This window comes from Scytonema sp. NUACC21, from assembly GCF_054684315.1.
Map to the genome: position 1 here is coordinate 39,591 of NZ_BAAFZH010000061.1, position 19,079 is coordinate 58,669.

Annotated in this window: 17 protein-coding genes and 1 pseudogene; 4 read left to right on the top strand and 14 right to left on the bottom strand. The window is 42.6% G+C overall.

Annotated elements, in window-relative coordinates; translation table 11 throughout:
- Window positions 1-49 precede the first annotated feature (49 nt).
- Window positions 50-694 carry a Uma2 family endonuclease gene (locus ACYRY3_RS09810; protein WP_460201490.1) on the top strand — a complete coding sequence of 215 codons (645 nt, stop codon included), beginning with the start codon at window positions 50-52 and terminating at the stop codon, window positions 692-694.
- Window positions 695-769: 75 nt separating this feature from the next.
- Here ACYRY3_RS09810 and ACYRY3_RS09815 read toward each other — a convergent pair whose 3' ends face one another.
- From ACYRY3_RS09815 to ACYRY3_RS09845, 7 genes are all read right to left on the bottom strand, one after another.
- Window positions 770-1,105, bottom strand: a complete 336-nt coding sequence (locus ACYRY3_RS09815; RefSeq protein ID WP_460201491.1) for an element excision factor XisI family protein — start codon at window positions 1,103-1,105, stop codon at window positions 770-772.
- A 71-nt stretch (window positions 1,106-1,176) separates the two neighbouring features.
- Entirely contained in the window at window positions 1,177-1,602 is a 426-nt protein-coding gene (locus ACYRY3_RS09820; protein WP_460201492.1) for a PIN domain-containing protein, read from the bottom strand.
- On the bottom strand, window positions 1,599-1,853 hold the full coding sequence (locus ACYRY3_RS09825; RefSeq protein ID WP_460201493.1) for a type II toxin-antitoxin system Phd/YefM family antitoxin: 255 nt from the start codon (window positions 1,851-1,853) through the stop codon (window positions 1,599-1,601). Before ACYRY3_RS09825 ends, ACYRY3_RS09820 begins: the two co-directional genes overlap by 4 nt.
- 174 nt (window positions 1,854-2,027) lie before the next feature.
- A complete protein-coding gene (locus tag ACYRY3_RS09830) occupies window positions 2,028-3,383 on the bottom strand; it encodes a cytochrome P450 (protein WP_460201494.1) in 1,356 nt (451 codons plus the stop codon).
- Window positions 3,384-3,552: 169 nt separating this feature from the next.
- Entirely contained in the window at window positions 3,553-4,326 is a 774-nt protein-coding gene (locus tag ACYRY3_RS09835) for a hypothetical protein (RefSeq protein ID WP_460201495.1), read from the bottom strand.
- Between the two features lie 194 nt (window positions 4,327-4,520).
- Window positions 4,521-5,852: a carotenoid oxygenase family protein gene (locus ACYRY3_RS09840; RefSeq protein WP_460201496.1), complete on the bottom strand. Its 1,332-nt coding sequence runs from the start codon at window positions 5,850-5,852 to the stop codon at window positions 4,521-4,523.
- 100 nt (window positions 5,853-5,952) lie between these two features.
- A complete protein-coding gene (locus ACYRY3_RS09845) occupies window positions 5,953-7,404 on the bottom strand; it encodes a folate/biopterin family MFS transporter (protein WP_460201497.1) in 1,452 nt (483 codons plus the stop codon).
- A gap of 337 nt (window positions 7,405-7,741) precedes the next feature.
- On the opposite strand from ACYRY3_RS09845, the gene ACYRY3_RS09850 reads away from it, so the two are divergent.
- Entirely contained in the window at window positions 7,742-9,700 is a 1,959-nt protein-coding gene (locus ACYRY3_RS09850) for a long-chain fatty acid--CoA ligase (RefSeq protein ID WP_460201498.1), read from the top strand.
- A 60-nt stretch (window positions 9,701-9,760) separates the two neighbouring features.
- Here the strand turns inward: ACYRY3_RS09850 and ACYRY3_RS09855 are convergent, their stop codons facing one another.
- The 4 genes and pseudogenes from ACYRY3_RS09855 to ACYRY3_RS09870 all read right to left on the bottom strand — a co-directional run bounded on the left by ACYRY3_RS09855 (window position 9,761) and on the right by ACYRY3_RS09870 (window position 12,704).
- A complete protein-coding gene (locus ACYRY3_RS09855; protein ID WP_460201499.1) occupies window positions 9,761-10,897 on the bottom strand; it encodes a beta-ketoacyl-ACP synthase in 1,137 nt (378 codons plus the stop codon).
- Window positions 10,894-11,712, bottom strand: a complete 819-nt coding sequence (locus ACYRY3_RS09860; protein WP_460201500.1) for a peptidylprolyl isomerase — start codon at window positions 11,710-11,712, stop codon at window positions 10,894-10,896. Before ACYRY3_RS09860 ends, ACYRY3_RS09855 begins: the two co-directional genes overlap by 4 nt.
- Before the next feature lie 122 nt (window positions 11,713-11,834).
- Window positions 11,835-12,050: pseudogene (locus ACYRY3_RS09865) on the bottom strand (peptidylprolyl isomerase); the annotation flags it as partial.
- A 258-nt stretch (window positions 12,051-12,308) separates the two neighbouring features.
- Window positions 12,309-12,704, bottom strand: a complete 396-nt coding sequence (locus ACYRY3_RS09870; protein WP_460201501.1) for a hypothetical protein — start codon at window positions 12,702-12,704, stop codon at window positions 12,309-12,311.
- Between the two features lie 532 nt (window positions 12,705-13,236).
- Between ACYRY3_RS09870 and ACYRY3_RS09875 the strand changes: the two genes are divergently transcribed.
- Window positions 13,237-14,121, top strand: coding sequence for a 2OG-Fe(II) oxygenase (locus ACYRY3_RS09875; protein WP_460201502.1), 885 nt, complete (start codon window positions 13,237-13,239; stop codon window positions 14,119-14,121).
- A 55-nt stretch (window positions 14,122-14,176) separates the two neighbouring features.
- Here the strand turns inward: ACYRY3_RS09875 and ACYRY3_RS09880 are convergent, their stop codons facing one another.
- On the bottom strand, window positions 14,177-14,722 hold the full coding sequence (locus ACYRY3_RS09880) for a general stress protein (RefSeq protein ID WP_460201503.1): 546 nt from the start codon (window positions 14,720-14,722) through the stop codon (window positions 14,177-14,179).
- A gap of 405 nt (window positions 14,723-15,127) precedes the next feature.
- Here ACYRY3_RS09880 and ACYRY3_RS09885 point away from each other — a divergent pair, with 405 nt between their 5' ends.
- A complete protein-coding gene (locus ACYRY3_RS09885) occupies window positions 15,128-16,717 on the top strand; it encodes a histidine kinase dimerization/phospho-acceptor domain-containing protein (protein ID WP_460201504.1) in 1,590 nt (529 codons plus the stop codon).
- On the opposite strand, the gene ACYRY3_RS09890 is transcribed toward ACYRY3_RS09885, so the two are convergent.
- Window positions 16,693-17,484, bottom strand: coding sequence for an SAM hydrolase/SAM-dependent halogenase family protein (locus ACYRY3_RS09890; RefSeq protein ID WP_460201505.1), 792 nt, complete (start codon window positions 17,482-17,484; stop codon window positions 16,693-16,695). The genes ACYRY3_RS09885 and ACYRY3_RS09890 overlap by 25 nt on opposite strands.
- A gap of 86 nt (window positions 17,485-17,570) precedes the next feature.
- On the bottom strand, window positions 17,571-19,067 hold the full coding sequence (locus ACYRY3_RS09895; RefSeq protein WP_460201507.1) for a DICT sensory domain-containing protein: 1,497 nt from the start codon (window positions 19,065-19,067) through the stop codon (window positions 17,571-17,573).
- Between the last annotated feature and the right edge of the window lie 12 nt (window positions 19,068-19,079).

A 19,079-nucleotide genomic window follows, 5' to 3' on the forward strand; every position in this document is an offset into this window, starting at 1 on the left:
TATTACATATTTGGCAAAATCGAAGTAGCTTAAAACAAATCCCAAAATCATGGTTAGCAGTCTTAAAGAACTAATTGACGAGCCACAACCGGGTCTTGTCAATGACCCAGAGGAACGATTTATCAGTAGTGGGGTAAGTTGGGAATTTTATGAGGCACTATTAGCCAAACTAGAAGATAACTCCTATTATCGTGTAACTTACTTGGATGGAATATTAGAAATTGTGTCGCCGTCAAGAAAACATGAATCGGTAAAAACAAGGTTGGCATCCCTTATATGGCTTTATCTATGGAAAAAACAAATTAAACATTTTTCTTTAGGAAGTACAACTTTTAAAAATAAAGCCAAGAAAGCAGGGGCAGAGCCGGACGAGTGTTACTGCATGGGGGAAGAAAAGAACATTCCTGACTTAGTTATAGAAGTAGTTGTTACTAGTGGCAGTGTCAGCAAGTTAGAAACCTACCGACGCTTAGGAGTCCCAGAGGTTTGGTTTTGGCAGCACGACCAACTTAAGATTTACCATCTGCGAGACGCTTCTGACTTAAAACAAGCAAAGGTTTTTACTGATACTTACGGATATGAAGAAATAACAACAAGCGAAGTTTTGCCACAGTTGGACATTGCTTTGGTAGTAAGGTGCGTTTTAATTCCTGACTCAGTTCAAGCAGGTGATGAATTTTACCAAAACATATGACGAACGTTCTTGTGCCTAATTTATAGATCAAAGTTTTGATAAATGTGGATTACATCCTATCTTAAAAGAATCATCTTAAGCAACTGCATAACCACTGTATGGTCTGACTTCAACAGGATGAAATGCTAGAACAATCTTATCTTTAGGTACACCGGCGGCTACCAAATCATCGGTAATCCCATCCTCAATTCTATCTCGCTGAATCCTAATTTTACCATTGATGATTTCAACATCAACAACACAACCATGAATCCGCAAATTCCCGTCCCAACCTGAAATCATCAGTAAATAGTGATTTCTATCTTGGCTAACAACAACTTCAGATTTAATTTCACCATAAGAGTAAGGAATATCGGCATGGTTCTTAAGAATTTTGTAAATAGTTTCTCGATATTGATTTAATGTACCCACTCAAATATCCTTAGCAAGCATCTCTTGCTCTTACTATTTTAACTTCAAACTTCACCTGGTTTTACTCCACTTCATAAAGCTTTCCAAGGGTTAATCAACTTAACACAAGCCTGTTGAAAGTCTGCTTTATTGCGTGTTACCAAAGTAAAATCCTCATGTAATGCGAGAGCGGCAATCAATGAATCTATTGCTGCCATACGCTGACCATTTAGCTCTAATCTACCATTCAACGTTCCCCACGTTCGCATGACATTAATGTCAATTGCTAAAATTTTATTACTAAATCGAATCAGTAACTCATCGTTTAACCAACTGTGTAATTCTGTTTTGCGTTTAGATAGTGGTAATTTTTCAATGCCTTTATAGATTTCACCTATTGTAATTACACTTAAATAGACGCTGTCAGGATTAAGCGCATCAATCCATTCAATCACTTGTTGATTTGGTTGCTTTGCAATCAGTTCGGAGATAACGCAGGTATCGAGCAAGTAACTCAAAACGCCATATCCTCCCTGACGTCGCTCTTGTCCCGACTTAAATCTAACTCAACTTCTGCCAATGGGGATGTTTGAAAAAATGTAGAAAGCTTTTGCTGCCCAGACAGCATTTTTTGATACTCTCGATAAGAAAGAACGATCGCCACCTCCACTCCTCGCTTGGTAATTACCTGTGGACCTTGATGGATCGCTTCCTCAATCACTTCGCTCAACTTGTTTTTAGCTTCTTGAAGTTGCCATTGCTTCATCATGAGAACCTAGCTAGACTGTCTAGATTATATCAAATTTAGAAGCGATCTGCCGAAGCCAGTAGCGAAGCGATCGCTTTGCTGCACCACAAGTACGTACAGCAAGCTACAAGAGAAGATGATATCCTCCCGTGTCTAGAGTATTTTTTGGTAAAAGGAGCACAAATGCTTACACAGTTATCGCTGACCGTTCATAATTAACTTCACCCCCTTAGCTGGAGCTAAAGTCACCCCTCGCCTTTGAGGACGTTCTGGTTCCTGGCTTGCTAATGTCATTTGATAGCGGGACATCATTGTGGCGAGAACTAATTTCATCTCAAACAATGCTAAAGCTTCACCAATACAGCGACGTATCCCACCTCCAAAAGGGTAGAACTCATAGGGGGAAAACTGGCGTTGTAAAAATCGCTCTGGCTGAAATTGCTCTGGTTCTGGGTATATATCTTGGCGATGGTGGGTTAAGTAAATGCAGCCATAGAGCCTTGTACCGGGTTCTAGCTGGTAGCCTAACAATTCAACAGGTTCTTTTACCGCTCTGGGTACTGTTAATACGGAAACTGGATAAATCCGCAAAGCTTCATAACAAACTGCTGTTAGGTAAGGCAAACGGACAATTTCCATTGGGGAAGGATCTGTGCCTAAAGAATCCAATTCTTTAAGCAGTTGGTTTAGGACATTGGGCGATCGATGTAGCCAATACAGCGCCCAAGCAATCCCCGTAGCTGTGGTTTCGTGACCTGCAATTAATAGCGTCATCAACTCATCCCGCAGATGTTCGTTTGTCATCGGCTCACCATCTTCATCCCTTGCTTGTAAAAGCAATGTGAAAACGTCTGCACGAGAAGGATCGTGCTGTTGGCGGCGCTCTTTCATTTCAGCAAACAGAAGTCGATCGATTTGTTGCTGCTTCTGAAGAAAGGAACCCCACGGGCTCCAATCACCTAAATCTTTTTGGAGAAATGGAAAGTAAAGTGAACCCGATACTAAAGGAGATCGAAATCCATCTCCTAAGTTAATAATGGACTGTTTAAGTTGACAAAAACGCTCCCCTTGGTGAACACCAAAGACAACATTCAGGATGACTTCTAGGGAGATTTCCTGCATGAGCTTACGTGCTGCGAACACTTGACCGGGCAGTAATGGCTGCATTGCCTTCTCGGTAAGTTCACAAATGAGTTTTCCATAAGAGAGCATTCGATCGCCGTGGAAAGGTGGCATCAAAAGTTTGCGTTCTTTACGATGGCGATCGCCTTCAAGTATAAATATCGAGCGATCTCCTACAATGGGTTGCAAAAGCTTGTTGGGCGGAGCTATAAATTGGTTATTATGACTGGAAAAAATCTGCTGAAGTGCTTGGGGATCGCTTACAAACAACACGCAGGAATGGTTACCTATTACGGGTGCGTTGAAGATATCACCACAGCGTTGCTTTGCAGCATCCATGTAACCTAAGGGGTTAGTAATCCATTGGATTTTCTGAAGCCACTGGGGAGATTGGGAGCCTTCAGGGAGTTTTCCTTGTGATTTGGGCATTATTTCTGCAAGGAAGCTATTCAAAACAATACCAATTAGATTATCATTGGATGCAAATGATACTGCACCACCAATAACTAGTTAACAATATTTAGTCTTCAATTAAAAAATCACACCACAGGCAACAGATTGCAGAGGAAATAAATAACTTTATAGCAGAAGTTGAGAATCAGGCTGATTTGAAGAAACGAATAATCTCGCGGACATGGTCTAGAAATTGTCCATCGGTGGAAAGCTGAGCTATGGCTTGTCGTGCTTCTCTTGATAGACGTTCGTGTTCGGTCTGGTTTGTGGCGCGTAACTCTTCTATATTAGAGGAAATACGAGCGAGTTCTTTGCGAGTTTCTTCTATGTAAACTTGCTGATTGGAAGCTAGGGAATAAGGTTGTTCTGGGTTCAGTTGCTCTTCCAATCGCTTAACAGTATCTTCAAGACTACTGAATCGAGAGCGGAGTTCTACAATATCTTCACGCGGATAAGTCCATTCTTGGCGAATCATTGCCAATCTCGCGTATAAATACTCGTAAGCACTTACGGCTGGACGTAAACCTGTTAACAACAAAGCAGCCCCAGAACCAATGTAGCCGACTGCACTAATACCACTGACAGCAAGAGTATAAAGACCAATAGCTGAAAGTAAGTGTAAGGCAATGGCAATCCAAAGCGATCGCTTTGCCAAAACCTTAACGTACTCCAATTTTTTCTCATCCACCGGAATTCCTTTTTCTGTGGATTGTGCGCCTTCTGCTAAAACTTCTTTTGCCTGAAAATGCACGTTCCAAGGTACAGTGACAATCACCAAAAGCCACCAAAAACTTGCGCCACCGATAATCCAATCCAGAAAGTTACCAGTCGGGACATGGAACCATTGCAGTACGCTAAAAGCCAGCAGTACCAAAACCAAAACCCCAAAACTGGAACTGATAAAAAAGCTAAGATACATTTTGACCTATCTCCAATGAAGGTATTAGTTCAATCATTGCCTTGGCTTGAGATGAGGTTAGAAATGCTTGTGATGGTTTTTAGAGTTACACAATGAAGTGAGTCTGTTGTTAAGTAGATAGGTGCAAATCTACCCATCTATATAAACAAATGTTGAGATGCTCTCAAGCCTACTAACGACTTACTGACTAATAACTATAGGATTACTATTTGATTTTTGAAATACACGTAGGGGAGCCACCCTCGTGCGTGGGTTTGTGCCGCACTCCAAATTTGTCGTTTGCCAGATTCTAAATCTACTTTCAAAAAGGCTTGCAGGGGAGCGTTACCACTAGAGCTGTGAGCAGCAGCCATATATAAGTAACGGTACGGACGCCCTACATTCTGGGGATGTACGCTTGGAAACTCGCAGCACTGGCTTTCCAGTAACTCTCTATATACTGCGTTCTGCCTGAGATTGAGGTTGAAACGCCATAGTTGTCCGGGTTGGAGAGCATCAAAATCTACTTCCCGGAAATCGCTTGTCGGTTCTACTTCTGGTAGTGATTCGTAGCAAATAGAGTCAATGACAATTTCATCTCCCACTTCAAAAGCGTTGGCATGGTGGAAAACAAAGCCAGACTGAGTTTCTAAAATTTGAACGCCCTTCTGTTTGGGGTCGCGGGAGATAATGATGATACGCGTAGGTTGATGTGGTTGAAATTTAATGCATTCCCCAGCACCACGCATTCCCAAAACAAAAGGCATGGGATTGAAGGTTACGGGGTTTTGAAAGAAGATGCAGTAATTAGGCGTGATGGCAAAATCGTGGATAAACGCAAAACCTGGCACGTTGTGGGCGTGCTTGCGTACTATATTGCCTTTTGTGTTTAACTCAAAAATAGTGATGGTTGTGGAGAGTCCCGGCTTGATAGAAAAGTTCACAAGGCATGGCTCACCACCATCGCGATCGCAACTGGGGTCAAAACGAGGATGGGCAGAAAAAGCTTCCCCTTCTGACAAAACACCGTTAAAGTGTTCTTTGCCCAAAGTCTCTAAAGTATAAGGATCGAGGCGATGTGGATCGGCTGCTTCCCACAAGGCAAGCAATTTATCACCCCAATAAATCACGTTGGTATTGGCAATATTTTTCAACCTAAAATCAAAGGCATTAGCCAACACTCCACCAGGCTTTTGGGTTCCAAAGACGCCACGATAGAGAATCTTCCCGGCTTTCTGTTCTTCCAAATAGGCTTGAGTGCGAACATAACGGTTGCTGAAATGGGCACGTCCATCAAAGAAGGTGACACGAGAAATCATGCCATCTCCGTCAAATGGGTGATGAATGCGTTGCCCGTTGATGTCTAGCAAACCCGGACCATTTCTAAATAGAGTCCCGTGAAGTTCTGGTGGAATTTCTCCTTCTATATCATTAATCCAATAATCAAATTCTTCTTTGAGAGATTGATACCCTGCTTGCCAATCACCACGGGTGTAAGATTTTTCTGGAACTGTAGAAGCCCGTTCGTAAAGTTGAAAAGACTGCATACTGGAAAATTGCTAAAAGTTGTTAGTTATTAGTTAGTCGTTAGTGGTTGGTGGGCAAGCTACTAACTACTACCCACTAACCACTGACCAAAGAAGGCATTCACCTTTCAGACTCTGGTTGTTGCACCATTAACTCAGACAAAAAAGGTTGTTCTCCATTTGTGGTTGGAGCTACTGGCAACACTGGTGCGGATGCTGGTTGTAATGTTGGTGTTACCGACACCTCAGTTTGAGGATCGGCAGAAGGTAGCCAGTTGATAAATGGCAATGGCAGTAGAGTACTGAGATTGGTAATGAGAACTAACAGCCACAAAGAATTAAAGTTACTCTCTGTGATGCCCATTAAGTGCATCAATCCCGCCCCCAATTCGTAGGAAACAAGCCCTGCTAAGTTTGTTACAGACATTAAGAGGGCAAATAATGTTGCTTCCACGCCCGCAGGACAAAGCCTTGCTGCTAGTACTAAGACTGGCATATAAGCAATTTGTCCCATCATAGTAAGAATGAGGCTATCTCCCAAACTAAACCAATGGTCATCTATACCTAAGGTGCGGTTAGTGTGAGTGACAAGTAGCAGCATAGACATTCCTAAAACTGCTGAAAGTACTGTACTCCAGGCAAAAATGACTCTAAAGGGAACGGTTTTGAGGAAACGCTGAAAAATCCAAACGCCAACAAGGGATGCAACACTTGTCACCAGGCGCACTCGTCCCAAAAATTCTGGCTGAAAGTGGAGTTCGTTGGTAGTGAAAAAGAAAAAAGCTGAGTCAGCAGTTGGTGTTGCTTGCCAAAGGAAAAGAAACGCTGTCGGTAGCCAAATTGCTTTTTGAGTGACGGCTTTACGGAGTTCACCGACTTGATGCTTGATGTTGTTAAAATTTGCGCGATCGTTACGCTCAACATCTCTTTTTACAGGTAACTCGGCAATTAACCACGCCACTCCGGAAACAAGAAGCGGGAATGTTGCGGTGATCCAAAAGATGGTGCGGGTCGTGAAATGCTCTAGCAGCAAACCGCTAAAGTAAGCTGTTATCAAACTACCTAGAGCTAATGTCCCCCAACAGAGGGATTGGAGAGAACCTGCCTCTGCTTGAGATTCTGCTCTTGCTCGTTCGACAATCAGCGAGTCAACAATAACGTCACTAACTGCAACTGAAAGGGAACCAAGTGCGATCGCTGCTGTAGCAGCTACGGGTGTGTGAACGACTGTAGCGAGACTCACCCAAGAAGTTGCTCCCAGTATTCCGGCAAGAACTAGATAAGGACGCCTTCGGTAGCCAAATATGGGCAAGCCATCAGAAATAAAACCAAACAGTGGCTTGATCATCCAGGGAAGGGCAACTATTCCTAACAATGCCGAAACTTGAGATGGAGTTAATCCCAATTCATCCTTCAGGAAGAAGCTAACGGCAAGACGTGCTAACCCTAAAATGCCTTGAACGAAGTAAACGGTAAGAATGGCGACTAACTCGGCAGTCAGTTCGTTACCGAATAAAACTTTTTCCTTTACTGAGTCTTTGACCTTGGACAAGCCAGAGGAAGAAACCAGCATTGATAAACAATTTTTAAGATTTATCGACTTTTATATATCATATCGATTTTTTATGAAGTAAGTGTAGAAAAATAGTCCTCCGCAGGTAAGGTTCAAGCAGATACTCTATGGCTTTTGGTTGGAAAATAATGTTTTTTCATAGCATTGCGCTTTAAAGTTGCCACTGCTGTAGCCTTTGTTAACACAACTTTACTTAAAGTTTATTTAAAAAATTCCTTATCGTTGTCATCACATAATTAAAATGCCTTCCAAATGGTGTTTCAATACGGTTTTCCCGTAGCTGCAATCGGGCAAGATTTAACAGCAAATTAAATTATTAATACAATTGTTAAATAACATGTTGACATCTTCCTCTGCTTTGTTTGCCGCCAACTATTCCTTGCACTTCACCGAGCAAGAGCGCATGGTTATGCAGAGTCTTGCAGATTATTCCTCAGTACAATCCCTACCGTTCGTTTGGAGACTGGCACACGAGCGATTTGGTCAAACCCAGGCACTTGTCGATCCCCATACAAAACCAGAAGTTGTTCTCACTTATACTCAGTTGTATCAACAAATTCAGTCATTTGCAGCTGGTTTGCAGGCATTAGGAGTCCAACCAGAGGCAAACCTTCCCTACGTCGCCCTGTTTGCTGACAACAGCCCTCGTTGGTTCATTGCCGATCAGGGCATTATGGCAGCTGGAGCAATTAACGTGGTTCGGGGTGCTCAAGCAGATCCCGAAGAACTACTGTTTATTTTGGCAGATAGCGCCAGCACTGTTCTCGTAGTAGAAAATCGGGAAACGCTAAAAAAACTTTGTCCTCAACTGTACTCTTTGCCAATTCACCTCGTGGTTTTGTTATCTGATGAAGAGCCAGATGAAGAAAACTCCCTCAAGATACTGAACTATCAAAAGCTGATGGCAATCGGGTCCAACTATTCGCTACAGAGGGTAAATCAAAATCAAGATACACTGGCAACCCTAATGTATACTTCCGGAACAGGTGGCAAACCTAAGGGCGTTATGCTAACTCACGGTAACTTGCTACACCAAATCACAACTATCGGTGTCGCGGTACAACCTCAGGTAGGAGATCGCATACTTAGTGTTTTACCAACCTGGCATATCTATGAACGCTCTATAGAGTACTTCTTTCTCTCTCAAGGCTGTACCCAGATTTATACTAACGTCCGTTATTTCAAACAAGACCTCAAAGAATTCAAGCCCAAGTACATGGCTGGTGTTCCGCGACTGTGGGAATCTATTTATGAAGGAATGCAAAAGCAGTTTCGAGAACAGCCTCCCAACAAGCAGCGCCTCATTAAATTCCTACTAACTAATAGCCAGCGCTACATTGAGGCTCGCCGCACTTTGTATCGCTTGGAGTTAAACCAAAGCCCCCGTTCACCCCGGCAAAACTTGATAGCTGGAATACAGACAGTAGCTTTATTACCATTTCATGCTTTGGCAAAACAACTGGTTTATAAACAAGTTCTTAATGCAACTGGCGGTCAAATTCAGCAAGTTATCAGTGGCGGTAGCTCCTTGGCAATGCACTTGGAAAACTTCTTTGAAATGGTAGGTTTTCAGATTCTAGTGGGTTATGGCTTAACAGAAACTTCTCCTGTTATTAGTGTCCGTCGGCATTGGCACAATCTACGTGGTTCATCTGGAAAATTGATGCCGGGTACACAAGTCAAAATTGTCGATCCTGAGACCCGTCAACCCATGTCTGTAGGACAACGTGGTTTGATTTTGGTAAGAGGTCCACAGATTATGCAGGGGTATCACAATAACCCAGAAGCAACAGCGAGGGCTATCGATTCGGAGGGTTGGTTTGACACTGGCGATTTGGGTTGGGTCACAGCCGATGACGATCTTGTGTTAACCGGACGGGCAAAGGACACGATTGTTTTAACGAATGGGGAAAATGTAGAGCCCCAGCCACTAGAGGATGCTTGTCGGCGCAGCCCTTATATTGACCAAATTATGCTTGTAGGACAAGACCAGCGATCGCTTGGAGCTTTGATTGTTCCTAACATGGACGCTTTAGAGCAGTGGGCAGATGCTCAAAATTTGAGTTTACAAGAAATTGACCTTAATAGCAAAGCTATTCATCAATTATTCCGTCAAGAATTAATTCGTGAGGTGCAAAACAGACCGGGTTACCGTGCTAGCGACATCATTGGTCCATTTAAACTGATTTTGGAGCCATTCTCGATTGACAATGGCATGATGACCCAAACAATGAAAATCCGGCGTCCTGTTGTTATACAACGTTACAGGGATACGATCGCGGATTTGTTTTTGTGAATTTTCTGTATGAACTCTTTTGTGCGCAATTGCGCACAAAAGAAATTGTCCTCTACCTTTTTATTTGCCCAGGGCTAAGACTGCATTTTGTCCGCCAAAGCCAAAGCTAAAACAAAGTACGTGCTCAATTTTACTGTTACACGCCTCAAGCGCAATATTCATATCAAATTCTAATTGACTTAGTCCCACACAAGGTGGTGTAATTTGATACTTTAATGCCATGAGAGAAAAAGCAATTCCCAAAGCGCCTGAAGCTCCTAACGTATGACCCGTAGCACCTTTAGTCGAACTAACTGCAGTACTTTTGGGAAAGAATTGCTGTATCAAGAGGCTCTCTATGCGATCGTTGAGTTGTGTAGCTGTCCCATGAGCATGAATGTAATCAATATCACTATAGGTCAGATGACTGCGGTTCAGGCATTGTTGTATTGCTGACTTTGCGGCACTGCCTTGTGGATCTGGAGCATTGGCATGATACGCATCAGATGTCAAACCAAAACCTAGAATTTGACCGTAAACCTTTGCCTGACGCTGTTTTGCTAATTCTGCTGACTCCAAGACAAAGACAGCTCCCCCTTCTCCCAACACCAAACCTTCTCGGTGTAAATCAAAAGGATAAGCACCCGTTTTTGCTAATACCCCCATCTGCTGAAACCCAGTTAGGGTAAGTGGTGTGATTGGCGCTTCTATTGCACCAGTAATGACTCGCTCGCATTGCCCGGATTGAATGAGGTAAGCGGCTTGTGCCATCGCCCAAACTCCTGTGGCGCAAGCAGCCATTGGTGCCAAAACCATGCCACAAGAACCAATTTGCCGTGCAACAGCAATGGCATTCATGTGAGGCAAAGTTTCTAACCAAGTCCCTAAAGAAGATGGGGGGAAAAAAGAAAACATTTCCCGCGCCATTTGCTCCCACAAACCTTGATTGCTGCGGCTTGAACCAAGTACTACTCCACAATCAACTAAAGGTGGAAGCAAATCGGCATCTTTTAAAGCTGAAGCGACAACCAGTTGAGTAAGTGTTCTTAATCTGACTGGTTGTTCGTCAATCATTCCTAAAGGATAGGGTTGGAGTTCTGGAAATGGTTGATGCAATTTAATTCCTGATTTACCTGCTATTAACTGTTGCCAGCTTTCCTCTAAACTTTTGCCTAAAGCAGAAACAAGACCAATCCCTGTCACAACAACCGTACTCACTGTCCTGCATTTTTCAAGTTTTCTGCACCTTGAGTGACTTTAGCGGAGTCAATGCGATCGCCTTGCTGAATTTTATCAACGACTTCCATTCCTCCTTTGACATAGCCAAACACGGCATAACTACCATCCAAGGATTGGAGATCGGACAAAGCGAAGTAGAACTGAGAAGACGCTGAGTCTACAGGAATAGATGCTCGTGCCATTGCTACTGCACCGCGTTTATGCCTTAGTACGGGTGCTTGGGATATACTGGCGTCCTTAAATGTTTTGCTGTATACCAATGTTTCCGAACCTTGAGGCTTAATCTCCAAGGGTATGTAGCGAATTTTTTTTGTTTTTGGATCGACAAAACTACCTGTACCCAAATCAGTTGCTGGAACTTTCGGGTTTTTACTTTGAGGATCGCCCCCCTGTACCACAAAAGGACTGGGATCGCGTTCGACTCTATGAAACATGAGCCCGTTGTAAACACCTCGCTGGACGAGATCTACAAAATTACCTGCTGTAATGGGAGCATTCGTACCATCGACTTCAATAGTGATGGGTGAACCTTTGACAGTCATGACTACAGTTGCCTTACCTTCAAGCCGTGGTAATTCTTTAAATCCTGTAGAGGGATCGCTGGTATTTTCAGACACAGGAGTTGCTCCTGTGCTTGAAGTTTCGGTAGCTGTTTCAGTAGTTAACTGGGAGCTTGTTTGAGTGGCGGTAGAAGTTGGAGAAGAATTGGAAGCAACTTGCGATGTTGAACAGCCGCCAAGCACTAACGCACTAAAAATGAAAGAAACTAAAAATTTGGAACAGTTTAACCGCATTGCCAGTTAGAGACACAACCAGTGTATCTTAACCTCGTTGTGCGGTTTTGCTACTCCCTGTTTCAATTTCAGATGTGTTAATAGCTAATAGTTCGTTACCATTAGCCATTAACCACTAACCCTTAGCCATTAGTCTTTAAATTTTCTGCACCTTGAGTGACTTTAGCAGAGTCAATGCGATCGCCCTGCTGAATTTTGTTTACGACATCCATACCGTTAGTCACGTAGCCAAAAACCGCATAGCTACCATCTAGAAAACTCAGTTCGTCTAGTGCAAAGTAAAACTGGGAAGAAGCCGAATCAGGCATTTGCGATCGCGCCCTTGCCACTGCACCCAACGTGCCACCCTCGTGCGCGGGTTTCCCGCGTTGAGAGGAGTGGCGTTGGGCAGTGCCCACCACAACTTAGATTTGGTGGGCACTGCCCACCTTACAAATACTTAAATTTTTTCAATAATCAAACTGGATTCCTATAGTACGTACACTTCAGCAGTACACTTCAGCGCAAATAAAGCTCACAAATGCAATTTGTTGTAAAGCTTGCAACGTCATGCTGTTACTTTCATCCAAATGCCTTCATACTTCAACCTTTTTGTACTAGCTAATGAGATAACTACGCCAGGAATCTTGACCCCCACTATCAGGAAGCAGTAAGCGCCAGGTTTTACCTTCTTTTTGAAGTTGTAGGTAGAGTTCAAAGGGTTTGCGGGATTGTTTTATCTGTCGTTTTGATAACTTAAAGGTAAGGTCGTAAGTTCCTTGAACGCGATAAGTAAGTAGGTTTTGAATCGTTAGGGGTTGTTCTTTAGTAATTGACAGCCGGTTAATTTCAAATCCTTGAAAATTTAAATATAGCTGTTGGCTGAGCCTTTGCTGAGTTTGCTGTAACTCAAAAGTAAGTGCTTTTTGTACTAGCTGGCTGGTAGGTGCGAGTACACTCGTCGTACACGCACTCAAAAGACACAACAGAACTAGGCTGATAATGAGCCTCATTACTAAAAAAACTCCTCTATTTTCATACCTGTTGCCGTTCTAAAGTAGCATATTGCAGGTAAGTATAATTATTATCTAATCATAAATTCTACGGGAAACAAAAGACTGTAGGTGGGAATTTTTACGTAGCGATCGCTTAAAATTTTCCCCATGAGGTGAGTTGGGAATTTTCTTTCTCCGTAAACTAGGAAAGACTTGTGATTTCAGTTCTTTTTACACCTTAAATTGCGTCACTTGTTCTTTTAAGAGAAATCCCTACAGTTTTGGCTTCTACTCAACGCAGACAGTTTTTTCGGTACTGCTATTAAGTCATCTTATTAACACATAGTTGGATTTGGTTAAGGAAAAAACATCCGGAGGGCTAATTTTTAACCCTGAATATTTAAATACGGTAAACCAACACTAATACACGGGCAAGTTTTGTAAAATTACTGTAAAATTTGATAAAAATAAAACAGTTGAATAAAAATAAATACGTGATTTTACGTATACTATACTTACAATTACATTGTTAAAGCAATTACAATAAAAGATGAAGACTATTGCCGCACAGGTGCGTAACCGCATTTTAAAAAACCTGTATGAAATTTCCTTTGTAAAAAATCCTGCTGAACTTGATTATCAAGTAGCTGTCAAAAATCATACTAATGACCTGCCTGCTCTATGCGCTACCGACTTAGCATTGGTGGAGACTCTAAAAACAGAAGGAGTTGCGATTACTTCATTAGAAGCACTTTCAATACCCTCAACTCCGCAAATGCTTAAAGCAGCAAAAACGCTGATGCCAAAAATACCAAGAATTTCTTTTGAAGATAAAAATGAATTCGTTGTTCACGCCAGTCCCCAGCAAATGATGGAATATCCAGAAATTTTTCTCTGGGGTCTGGAACAACGCTTACTCAATATTGTGGAGAATTATCTTGGCTTGCCCGTAGCTTATCATGGTGCGTACTACCGAAGAGATATTGCCAACAATGTTGAGAAGAAATCAAGGTTATGGCATATGGATTCAGAAGACCGAAAGTTACTCAAAATAATTATTTATTTAAATGACATTAACGAAGATAAAGGACCATTTCAATATATTCCGCAGCCTTTAACTCTAAATGTGGCTCGCGCTCTGAGATATAAATATGGCTATCTCAGAGACACAACAATGCGACGGGTTATATCAACATCACATTACAGGTCTTGCACGGGGCCCTCTGGCACTGTTGTTTTTGCTGGGACTGCAAGCGTTTTTCATCGCGGAAAGATACCCGTAGCTTCAGATAGATACGCAATATTTTTTGACTATACTTCCAGACAACCTAAGTTTCCTTTTTATTGCAAATCTTCACTACCTCAAGAGGATTTACTTCTCCTTTCTGGAAAAGTATCCGAACAACAGAAGCAGTATGTTTTCTGGCGGCAATAACTTTTGTATTGATGCTATTGTCCCTACAAGAATGCACCACTAAAAATGGTGCATTTCAATGTGGGTTGTAGATACTAAATTCCTCGATTCCCCGTTGATTCAAAATATTTTCAGCACCACGAATGTCTTCATCAGTGCCATTGATGATTACCAAATAATCTCCTTGCGACACTCGTTGACTGTAAATTTTAGCTTGCTCTTCAGGAATTCCCAAACCAATTAGTGCTCCCAAAAACCCACCGCTAGCAGCACCAATCCCAGCTCCTGCCGCCGCAGCGCCAAGAGTCGTGACAATTTCGCCTGCTAGTAATACCGGACCGACAACAGGAAATGCAAAGGTGCCTAAACCAACAACTAAACCAGTAATACCTCCCAAGATACTACCTGTCATTGCTCCGGATGCCGCTCCTTCATCAGCTTTATTGCCTAGGTTGTGTTTCTTTTCAATCCCAACGATATCACCTTGGCGATCGCTATGTCTTGCAATAACAGAAACCTGATTCATCGGAAAGCGAGCATCTCTGAGTGTAGTGAGTGCGTGTTCCGCTTTGGTAAGGTCCGAAAAAACCCCTACTGCACGCTTGTGTTCAACCAAAGTCATTTTAACTCCTTCAAAAGTCAGTTTTAGAGAGGCATTTTTCCCCTTTTTCATTGATTGCTTTGCACGTTGCCCTTTGAATCTCCTCTACCAATAGGTAATCGAAGAGATTCGCGCTTTATGTCTAGATTTATGTATCCCTACTTACTGTTTTGCTAAATTTTTATTGAGTTTTCATCAGCCCCAAGGTAAGCTGGGCATCCTTCATGAGGGTGATATGTAGAAAACTAATACCCGCCTGATAACAGCCGACTCCAGGTCAAGAACGGTTGACCTATGATAGGAAATTGCACTTGTATTGTTCGGTTCTACGACTTTCATCAATATATAAATGAGTATAACCTCATAGATAGTAGTAAATGCTAACCCTAAAATACGTTAGTCGCTCTTTTAAAGGGGTGAAAAGTTGTGTACCAGTGGATATTGCCGAGCCTGAGCGAAATATTAGTTAACAGCCAATCTGGTGAAGCGGAATGCTCATCTGCTAAAGCCGACCAACAATGGCGTGTTAGCATTGCAGCCACAGAACAGCTTCTCATGAGGAGCTTGGCAACAATTTCAGATGAAGTGAGCCAGGGATTGGTCTTATCGGGACCTGCTCCTATACTAAGTGAGCAAAAATTAACTCAAAGCTTACACACAGTCACTTTCACAGCAAAGCCATTTAACCCCTTGGCGCTTATGCCATTTCAAATGCCTCCTGGTGTTGCTGTGGTAGATGAAATACCTTCTCAAGAAACTATATTACCTTTACTAGAAGCAGATCCGCTCACAGGGGAGCAGTTTTGCTTAGTTTTTACAGAAAAATTTAGATTAGTGCTGGTTTTAGCAGACTATAAAAATGGTCATAAAACTTTTTGTTTTTCATTTGATTCTGAGGTAGTAGAACAAGCATGGCGGGCATTAGGGGCACGAGTCATGTTAAGCAATCCAGATCTGTTTGCCGATTTGGAGGAATTAGTACAAAAATATTGTCCAAAAGCAGTAGATTATCGTACTGTTATGGAGTTTAGCCGTCTGTTGCTTGCATATTTGCCAGAAATAGAAGAAGACAAGGAAACCAGGGGACAGGATGGAAGAGTACAAGGGGAATTTGCAGCCCCTATGAAGTCTTCTTCAACGGCGGTAGGAACACGGGACTCTTACAGTATGGCGCTTAAGGGCAGCGGGGAGTTTATGGCAACTGCCACCGCATCAGATCGATCTCTTCTTTCAGCGTCATCAGAAGCATCTCACCGTGCCGATGTAGAATTGCTGCAAGCGTTTGCTCATGAAGTCCGCACTCCACTGACAACTATTCGTACAACGACTCGTCTATTACTGAAGCAGCGCGACTTACCTCCAAATGTTATCAAACGTTTAGAACTTATCGATCGCGAATGCACCGAGCAAATCGATCGCATGGAGTTGTTATTTAGGGCAGCAGAATTGGAAACGTCTGCTTTGGGAAAACCTCAGAACACGCAACTGACGGCAATGTCGTTGGATCGAGTTCTACAGCAAAGCATTCCTCGTTGGCAGCAAGCAGCCAATCGGCGGAACTTAACTTTGGATGTGGTTTTACCTCAAGAATTACCAACGGTAGTTAGCAATCCCAATATGTTGGATCGGGTTCTGACTGGTTTGATGGAAAACTTTACCCGCAGCTTACCTGCAGGTAGCCATATTCAAGTACAAGTCATTCCTGCTGGCGACCAACTGAAGTTGCAATTATTGCCTTTACCCCAAGTATTAAATAATGACAAGGCATCAACGTCACCGTGTACGCCACCAATCCGCAAAGCTCTTGGTCAACTGCTCATGTTCCAACCCGAAACAGGTACAATTAGTCTGAACCTAACGGCAACAAAGCATTTGTTTCAAGCTATTGGTGGCAAACTCATCGTGCGCGAACGTCCCCGTCATGGTGAAGTTTTAACTATTTTCCTTCCTTTAGAAGTTAGTGGTAACAATAATATATCTCACTCGCCCTGTCAAGCAATGCGGGTGACTAATTGATTTACGCGGGGTTTGCTAAAGCGTTCCCAAGCACTACCACCGCGTAAAAATAGCTCCATCCAACGAACTCCCAAGGTGCCGTCAGCCTTTGACCAACCGGAACTTCCTGGAGCAAAAGCAAGAGTGCCTTCTGGTACTCTGAAACTACCATCGGAGTATACTGCATCACTGACTACATCTCCAACTCGGATTATCACCTTGTCTTCAGGTTTGAGATTGACGGTATCTGCCGGAATCGTAGTTTTGATATTACCGTAACCATCAATCCAAGCAACGCGATCGCCAGGAGGATCGGGAAGATCGCTTGGGTTCAAACGTTCTCCCAACAAGCTTAAATCCCCTAGAGCAATAGCACCGGCGGCACTGGGAAAGACATCTCGAGAGCGGAACTGCGAGCCACCTCTAGATACTTTGACAGAATGCAACACTTGTGCATATGCTTTGATAAAGGAAAGAGTGTAACCAGCATTCACACCTACTACCTTAACACCGTTAGGCAGTAAGGCATAGGTAAGCCCTTCTCCTTCATTATCCCGCCTTGGTTGTTTATCATCTTGGCGGGGAGCACAGTTATGATAGATTAAGCGTTCCTGAGGATTGGGGTTAAGACCAAGTTGAGCAATCCAAAAACCCGTAGCTAGAGTGCTGAAGGCAGGCACCGAAACTGTATTAATTTGCGATCCCGGCAGCATTATTAATAACCGTTGCGCCACTTCAGCAAAAGCTGGATCGCCATTCCCGTAGTCAGCAATTAAAGTAATAAACATAGTTATTGGTTGTTGGTTATTGGTTATTGGTCATCCGTCATTAATCTTTTACAAATGACAAAGGAGAAATAACTAATGACTTAAGCTTAATCTGAAATTGGCTCCTGCGTACTAGTTTCAGATGCAATTGCAAACTGCACTGTAAAAGTAGAACCATCACAAGGTTTACTTTTTACAGAAATGGAGCCTCCACTACGCCATAGCAGCAATTGCACGATTGTTAAGCCCAACCCAACACCATTAGAATCATCTGTTGCTACTGGACGTACTCGGTAAAAGCGATCGAAGATTTTGGGAATTTCATTTTCGGCAATACCAATACCAGTATCGCGAAATTCTAACTGGACATATTCATCCTGAAGACGTGCTCGCACCCAAACTTGCCCTCCATTAGGGGTAAATTTAATGCTGTTGGAGAGCAGGTTGATGACTATCTGTCTTATACCACCACTGACACACCAAACTGATGGCAGTTCGGGCGGTATAGTGTAAGCTAGCATAATGCCTTTTTCTTTTGCTATTGGCTGATAAGTACTGACAAATCCAGGCACAAGTTCCGCAAGGCGTATAGGTTCTAGCGGCATTCTTTCCAAATTACGCTCTAACTGCACCAAATCCAACACACTGCTTACTAAAGCGTTTTGGCGATCGCATTGGGTGTTGAGCATTTGTAAATAACGCTGTCGCTGAGGGGCTTTTAAATTGGGAGAATTTAAGAGCGAAAGAGCTGTTTTCATGTGTGTTATTGGTGTACGCAGTTCCTGGCACACATGGTTCAAGTATTCATCTTTGATTTGTTCTGTTTCATATAGTTTTTGATTTTGTTGTTTTATCTTGGTCAGGTGCTTTGTTGCTAATCGGCGATTGATTCTATCTTGATGCTGGATCTGTTTTGTCAAAAGATGACCGAGCAAAGTTGGTTCGGGGATTGAGGGGCAAAGAAAATCATCAGCTAAAAATGGGGATGTTTCTGGTGCGAGCGAGTGTTTTAAGCCATTTAACACCTGTTGAATCAGGTTTCCCTCGAAAGAAGTTATGGCAGGTAAAATTAGAGTTTTTTTGCTGTTTTCTTGTTCTGATTTCTGATTTTTACGCCTTTTAAGAGGTCTATAAGTTAGAATCAAACTGCAAAAATTCGGTGCTAAGATTATGACAAAGTATTCTCGCCGAAGTTTGCTATTTGGTAAACCTTGTACTTTTATTATAGAAGGCTCTGTTTTGGATAATGTTTCTGAAGACGCGGAAAGTGTTTCAGTAGATTTCTCCGCGTCCTCCCGATTTTCTGTGATTTTTTGTACCTGCGTTCCTTTGTCCTCTTTTTGGTTCCTCAGTTCTACCTTGGGAGTATAAGTGGCACTAGATATGTGTTGTTGGTGATAGCGTTGAATTTCTGAGTGCCAAATTTTTCCTGGTGGTAGCTTTACCCATAATGTGGCTGCAATTTGTTGTTCAATTAATAAATCAATTTGTGACCTCACTAGTGATAGCAAAGTTGCAGGGCTAAGGGACAGTGGTTGGATCGGTGTTTGCACACTTAAAGCCAACTGATATACAGACAGATCCCGAGCTAAAGAGACATTCATGAGTAAAGCCGT